This is a genomic window from Protofrankia coriariae (genome assembly GCF_001017755.1).
Taxonomy (GTDB): Bacteria; Actinomycetota; Actinomycetes; order Frankiales; family Frankiaceae; genus Protofrankia; species Protofrankia coriariae.
The window spans coordinates 126,795-131,635 of the sequence record NZ_JWIO01000017.1; the positions used below are offsets into that span (position 1 = coordinate 126,795).

Genomic DNA, 4,841 nt, shown 5'->3' on the forward strand with positions numbered 1-4,841 from the left:
GCCCGCCGGCAGCCGGCTCGGGCTGCGCACCGAACTGATCAGCCGTTTCGAGGTCAGCCCCTCGGTGATGAACGAGGCCCTGGGCATCCTGCGCGAACGCGACCTGATCACGGTCCGGCCCGGGCCCAACGGCGGGGTGTTCGTGGCCAACCCACCGCCCCAGGTCCGTCTCGGCGGTGTCGACCTGTGGCACCAGGGGCTGACCGTCGACCCCGAGCATCTCTTCGAGGCACGCGCCTACCTGGACACGCTCTTCCCACCAGTGGCGCTGCGGCGCGCCTCGCCCGAGGACGTGCGGGCGATGGAATGGGCCCTGCACGACATGCAGGCTGCGACGGACGACCCGCACGCCTATCTGGCCGCGAACATGCGCCTGCACCTGGCCATCGCGCGGGCGTCCCGGATCGAGGTCCTGGTCGGGCTCTACCAGACGATCGTGTCGATCCTCAGCGCCACGCTCACGAAGGCGACGTACGTGGAGGGCAGTGAGGAGCTGCGCCGCCACAACCTGGAGGTGCACGGCAACCTCGTCGCCGCGATCCGGGAGCAGGACATGGTCGCAATGGAGAAGATCGTCGCGCTGCACCGCCAGGACATGGTCCGCATCACCTGACCGGGCGGGCGGACGGGCGCGGCCGGCCAGCGTCCGCGGCATCGCCGCCGGCCGGCCGGCGCCCGGCACGGCGAGGCGTACGACCGGGGCGGAGCGGCATCCGCCCCGTGCCGTCGCGACTGTCCGGTTACGCGAGGTCCGCACCTGTCCATGCCCCCGCGCCAGGTACGTCCGGTAACCGGGGAACCGGAGATGACGGAGCTCGTAGCCGCCGACGTGGCGATCGTCGTGGCCCGCCCCCGCTCTCCCGTCTCCCCTGTGCCGGGCCTGTCCTGGCTTTCGTTTCAGGCGAGCCCGAGCTGACGGGCCAGCGTCGTGACGTCCCAGTAGGCGTGGATGGCGGTCGCGCGGCCTTCGGGGTCGACGGTGAAGACGTCGGTGCCCGCCAGGTCGAACGCCCGGCCGGTGGGTGGCACCCCGGGCGGGAAGCCCTCACCGGTGTGAGTCCCGATCATGCGCCATTCCTGGGCGACACGACCGGTGATCTCGTCGACAAGGGGATCGCCCACCGCTTCGAAACGCAGGTCGGGAAACCCCTGCCAGGCCGCCTGGAAGAACCCGTGTGCCCCTTCGAGATCGGTGATGTCGGCCGGCAGCGACGGGTCGACCCACCTGAAACGGCCTGCCAGCAGACCGGGGACAACTTCCAGATCCCGCCCGTTCCAGGCGGCGAAGTAGCGTCCCGGATACGTGGTCAGGGACTCGCGTATCGAGATTCCCATGATCCCTCCTCGTTGACTGGTCATGGCACCACCGCTGTCCGCCCGTCCCAGCGGCATTCCCGTCGCGCGGGGCCGGCGGTAACCGGCCCCGCGCGACGGGAGACCTGCGAGCCATGGACGTCGGACGGCTCACTGACGACCAGCGCCCCAACCGGCCGGCAGGAACATCCGTCCCGTCCGCGCGCACACGTCACATGGCGCTCGGGGTCAGCTGCTGGACGCGTCGAGATAGATCGTCTTGAGGACCTGGAAGGCGTGCAGCCCCTCCGGGCCGAGTTCGCGGCCGATCCCGCTCGACTTGATCCCGCCGAACGGCGCGGTGGGGTCGTTGACGTAGGCGTTGATCCCGATCGTGCCGGACTGGACCTTCCGGGCGAGCGCGGTGCCGCGTTCCGGATCAGCCGTCCACACCGATCCGCCGAGGCCGTAGTCGGTGTCGTTCGCGATGGCGACGGCCTCCTCCTCGGAGGAGTACGGGATCACCGCCAGCACCGGCCCGAAGATCTCCTCCTGGGCGATGGTCTGCTTGTTGTCCACGTCCGCGAAGACCGTGGGCTCGACGTACCATCCCCTGTCGAGGTCCTTGGGCCGCTTGCCGCCGGTGGTCAGCCGGGCCCCTTCGCTCTCGCCCTTGGCGATGTAGGACTCCACCCGCTCCCGCTGCCGGGACGACACCAGCGGACCCAGCTGGGTCGCCGGGTCGAGCGGGTCCCCCACCGCCAGCGAGCTGGCGAGCCCGGTGATGGTGTCGACGACCTCCTGGTATCGGCGCTGGGGGGCGAGGATCCGCGTGCCGAGCCAGCAGATCTGGCCGTTGTTGAGCAGGGTCGAGGCGAAGAAGCTCTGGATGTTGGCCGCCAGGTCGGCGTCGTCGAGCACGATGGCGGCCGACTTGCCACCCAGCTCAAGGGTCACCGGCCGCAGCAGCCGGCCGCAGGTCTCGGCGATCGCGCGCCCGGCGGCGGTCGACCCGGTGAAGGAGACCTTGTCGACCCCGGGATGGGAGACGAGGTAGGCACCGACCTCGCGGCCGCCGGGGACGATGTTGAGCACGCCCGGGGGCAGCCCGGCCTCCAGCGCGGCCTCACCCACGAGGAAGGCGTCCAGCACGGTCTCCGGCGCAGGCTTGATCACGACGGTGGAGCCGCTGGCCAGCGCCGGCGCGATCTTCAGGAAGGAGATCGCCTGCGGCACGTTCCACGGAACCACGGCGCCGACCACACCGACGGGCTCACGGATGACCAGGGAGCGGCCGCCCAGAATGCCGGGGCGTATCTCCTCCAGGCCGCTCTCCGCGACCAGACCGCTGTAGTAGCGCAGCAGCAACGGCGGGAAGCCCGCTTCGAACTGGTTGGCTAACCAGATCGGCATCCCGTTCTGGACGCTGACCCGGCGCGCGGTCTCCGCGCCGCGTGCCTCCAGCGCGGCCGCGAACCGCTCCAGCGCCTCCGCGCGGCGCGCCGGTGACCACCTGGACCATCCGTCCGGATCGTCGAAGGCGCGGCGCGCCGCCGCCACCGCCAGGTCGATGTCCCGTTCGGTCCCCTCCGGGACGCTGCCCACCCGCTCCTCGGTGCTGGCCGAGTGCACGGGGATACTGCCGTTCGAGGCCGGCGCCTGCCAGCCGCCGTCGATGTAGAACTGGTCGTAGTCGATCGTCGTCGTCATTGCATTCTCCTCACGAGAACGGAATCCTGTGCGGGCCGCCGCGCTTACTCCCGCCACGTTCACTCGTGGACAAGAACGATCTTCACCGCCTCGCCGCGGTGCTGCGCCGCCACGGCTTCGTTGATCTGTGTGAACGGCACCGTGGTGATCAGCTTGTCGAAGGGGAACTTCCCGGCCTGGTGCAGCGCGAGCAGCTCGGGGATGAACCGGTCCGGGTCGCTGTCGCCCTCCACGATCCCGTAGATGGTCACTCCCAGCACCTGGGCCTGAATCAGGTTGAGCGACAGCGCGGCCGTCGGGTCGGACGGGACGCCGAGAATCCCCAGGGACGCGTGGGGCGCCAACGACAGCAACGTCTGCTCGAGAACGGACACAATCGCGGTCGTGTCGACCGCGTAGTCCACGCCGCCAGGGATGATCGCGCGAACCTGCTCGGACAGCGGCCCGGCCGCCGGGTCGATCACATGGGTCGCGCCCAGGGAGAGCGCGAGATCCCGGCGGGACTGGATCGGCTCGACGACAATGATCACCGAGAGCTCGCGGACGACTGCGGCGAGCACAGCGGACAGGCCGACAGAGCCGCCGCCGAGGACCAGCAGCGAGGAGCCGGCCTCGGCGTCGAGCGAGTTCAGCACCGCGCCGGCACCCGTCTGAATGCCGCATCCCAGCGGCCCCAGCAGGGCCAGCGGAGCGGTGGGGTCGGTGACCCTGACCACGTTCCGTTCGTGCGCGAGGGCATGTGTCCCGAACGACGACTGCCCGAAGAAGTTGCTGCCCGCCGTGGTCCCGGCAATGCTCAGCGCGCTGGTCCCGTCGGGCCGGACACCGCTGAAGTTGAAGGCCATGAAATTGTGGCAGTAGGCCGGCGAGTCCTTCTTGCACTGCGGGCACGTCCCGCAGCTGTTGAAGCTCAGGACCACCCTGTCACCTTTCTGGACCTTGGTGACGGCGCTGCCCACCTCGACGACCACGCCGCTGCCCTCGTGGCCGAGAACGCCGGGCAGTGGGAAGGGCAGATGCCCCTCCTTGACCGCCAGGTCGGTGTGGCACAGCCCGACCCCGGCGATCTCGACGAGTACCTCGTCCGCCGCCGGCCCGTCGAGGGAGAGCTTGTCCAGCAAAAACTCTCCACCGACCGCTGTCACCACCGCAGCAGTGATGTCCACCATGCCCGCTCCCTCGTCTGTTCCGCTGATTGCATGTTGTTGACCGCCGAACTGCCGGCCAGCCGAGCTACCGGAGGCGAGCCGGTCGGCCAGGGCTCCGATGTGTCACCGCCGGCCGGCGGGCATCCCGCCGGNNGGCCGGCGGGCATCCCGCCGGCCGGCGTCCCGGAAGGATCCGGATCAGCCGTTCTCGGCCGACACCGTCACCCGGACCCCTTCACATTCGCCGGTGATGACGAGCTGGCAGGACAGCCGGGAGTTGTCCTGCGCGCCGTCGGAGAACTCCAGCAGCTCGCGTTCCTCGTCGGTCATCTCGTCGAAGAACGCCTGCGACTCCGGATCGACGTAGACGTGGCACGTCGCGCACGAGCAGCTACCGCCGCACTCGGCGACGATTCCCGGCAGGTTGTTGCGAACCGAACCATCCATCACGGTCTGCCCAGGTGGGACGTCGACCGCGCGTTCGGAGCCGTCGGGCAGAACATAGGTGACTACGGGCATTGCGCGCTCCGTGCTCATCCGATTGTTTCATATGGCTTGCTGACGGCCTGACGTAGTGACAGCTTGTTCTGGTTATGGTTTGTCTGGTAATGGTCTGTCTGGTGGCGGTTTATTTGATGGCGGTTTATTTGATGACAGCGTTGCGAAGCGGCACGGCGGGGTCGGCCAGCC

6 protein-coding genes (1 of these 6 only partly in view) are annotated in these 4,841 nt (G+C 69.4%); 1 reads left to right on the plus strand and 5 read right to left on the minus strand.

What is annotated here, in order from left to right; all coding sequences use genetic code 11:
- The first annotated feature begins 67 nt into the window (after positions 1 to 67).
- On the plus strand, positions 68 to 613 hold the full coding sequence (locus tag FrCorBMG51_RS12685; protein ID WP_476742154.1) for a FadR/GntR family transcriptional regulator: 546 nt from the start codon (positions 68 to 70) through the stop codon (positions 611 to 613).
- A gap of 284 nt (positions 614 to 897) precedes the next feature.
- Here FrCorBMG51_RS12685 and FrCorBMG51_RS12690 read toward each other — a convergent pair whose 3' ends face one another.
- From FrCorBMG51_RS12690 to FrCorBMG51_RS12710, 5 genes are all read right to left on the minus strand, one after another.
- Positions 898 to 1,335, minus strand: a complete 438-nt coding sequence (locus FrCorBMG51_RS12690) for an ester cyclase (RefSeq protein WP_047223262.1) — start codon at positions 1,333 to 1,335, stop codon at positions 898 to 900.
- A gap of 207 nt (positions 1,336 to 1,542) precedes the next feature.
- Positions 1,543 to 3,003 (minus strand): aldehyde dehydrogenase, encoded by a 1,461-nt coding sequence (locus FrCorBMG51_RS12695; RefSeq protein WP_047223263.1) that lies wholly within the window; start codon positions 3,001 to 3,003, stop codon positions 1,543 to 1,545.
- 59 nt (positions 3,004 to 3,062) lie between these two features.
- Positions 3,063 to 4,172 (minus strand): NAD(P)-dependent alcohol dehydrogenase, encoded by a 1,110-nt coding sequence (locus FrCorBMG51_RS12700; protein WP_086055427.1) that lies wholly within the window; start codon positions 4,170 to 4,172, stop codon positions 3,063 to 3,065.
- Positions 4,173 to 4,349: 177 nt separating this feature from the next.
- Positions 4,350 to 4,670: a 2Fe-2S iron-sulfur cluster-binding protein gene (locus FrCorBMG51_RS12705; RefSeq protein WP_047223264.1), complete on the minus strand. Its 321-nt coding sequence runs from the start codon at positions 4,668 to 4,670 to the stop codon at positions 4,350 to 4,352.
- Between the two features lie 14 nt (positions 4,671 to 4,684).
- A protein-coding gene (locus FrCorBMG51_RS12710; protein WP_200902429.1) for an NAD(P)/FAD-dependent oxidoreductase crosses the window boundary here: on the minus strand, positions 4,685 to 4,841 show its 3' end. Its footprint extends 1,214 nt past the window's final position; only the last 157 of its 1,371 coding nucleotides appear in the window; its start codon lies off the right edge, out of view; it ends in the stop codon at positions 4,685 to 4,687.

Excerpts from the sequence above, each read along its gene's own strand:
- FrCorBMG51_RS12695 (WP_047223263.1), bottom strand. The coding sequence starts at position 3,003 with ATGACGACGACGATCGACTACGACCAGTTCTACATCGACGGCGGCTGG.
- FrCorBMG51_RS12685 (WP_476742154.1), top strand. The coding sequence starts at position 68 with ATGAACGAGGCCCTGGGCATCCTGCGCGAACGCGACCTGATCACGGTC.
- FrCorBMG51_RS12705 (WP_047223264.1), bottom strand. The coding sequence starts at position 4,670 with ATGCCCGTAGTCACCTATGTTCTGCCCGACGGCTCCGAACGCGCGGTC.
- FrCorBMG51_RS12700 (WP_086055427.1), bottom strand. The coding sequence starts at position 4,172 with ATGGTGGACATCACTGCTGCGGTGGTGACAGCGGTCGGTGGAGAGTTT.
- FrCorBMG51_RS12690 (WP_047223262.1), bottom strand. The coding sequence starts at position 1,335 with ATGGGAATCTCGATACGCGAGTCCCTGACCACGTATCCGGGACGCTAC.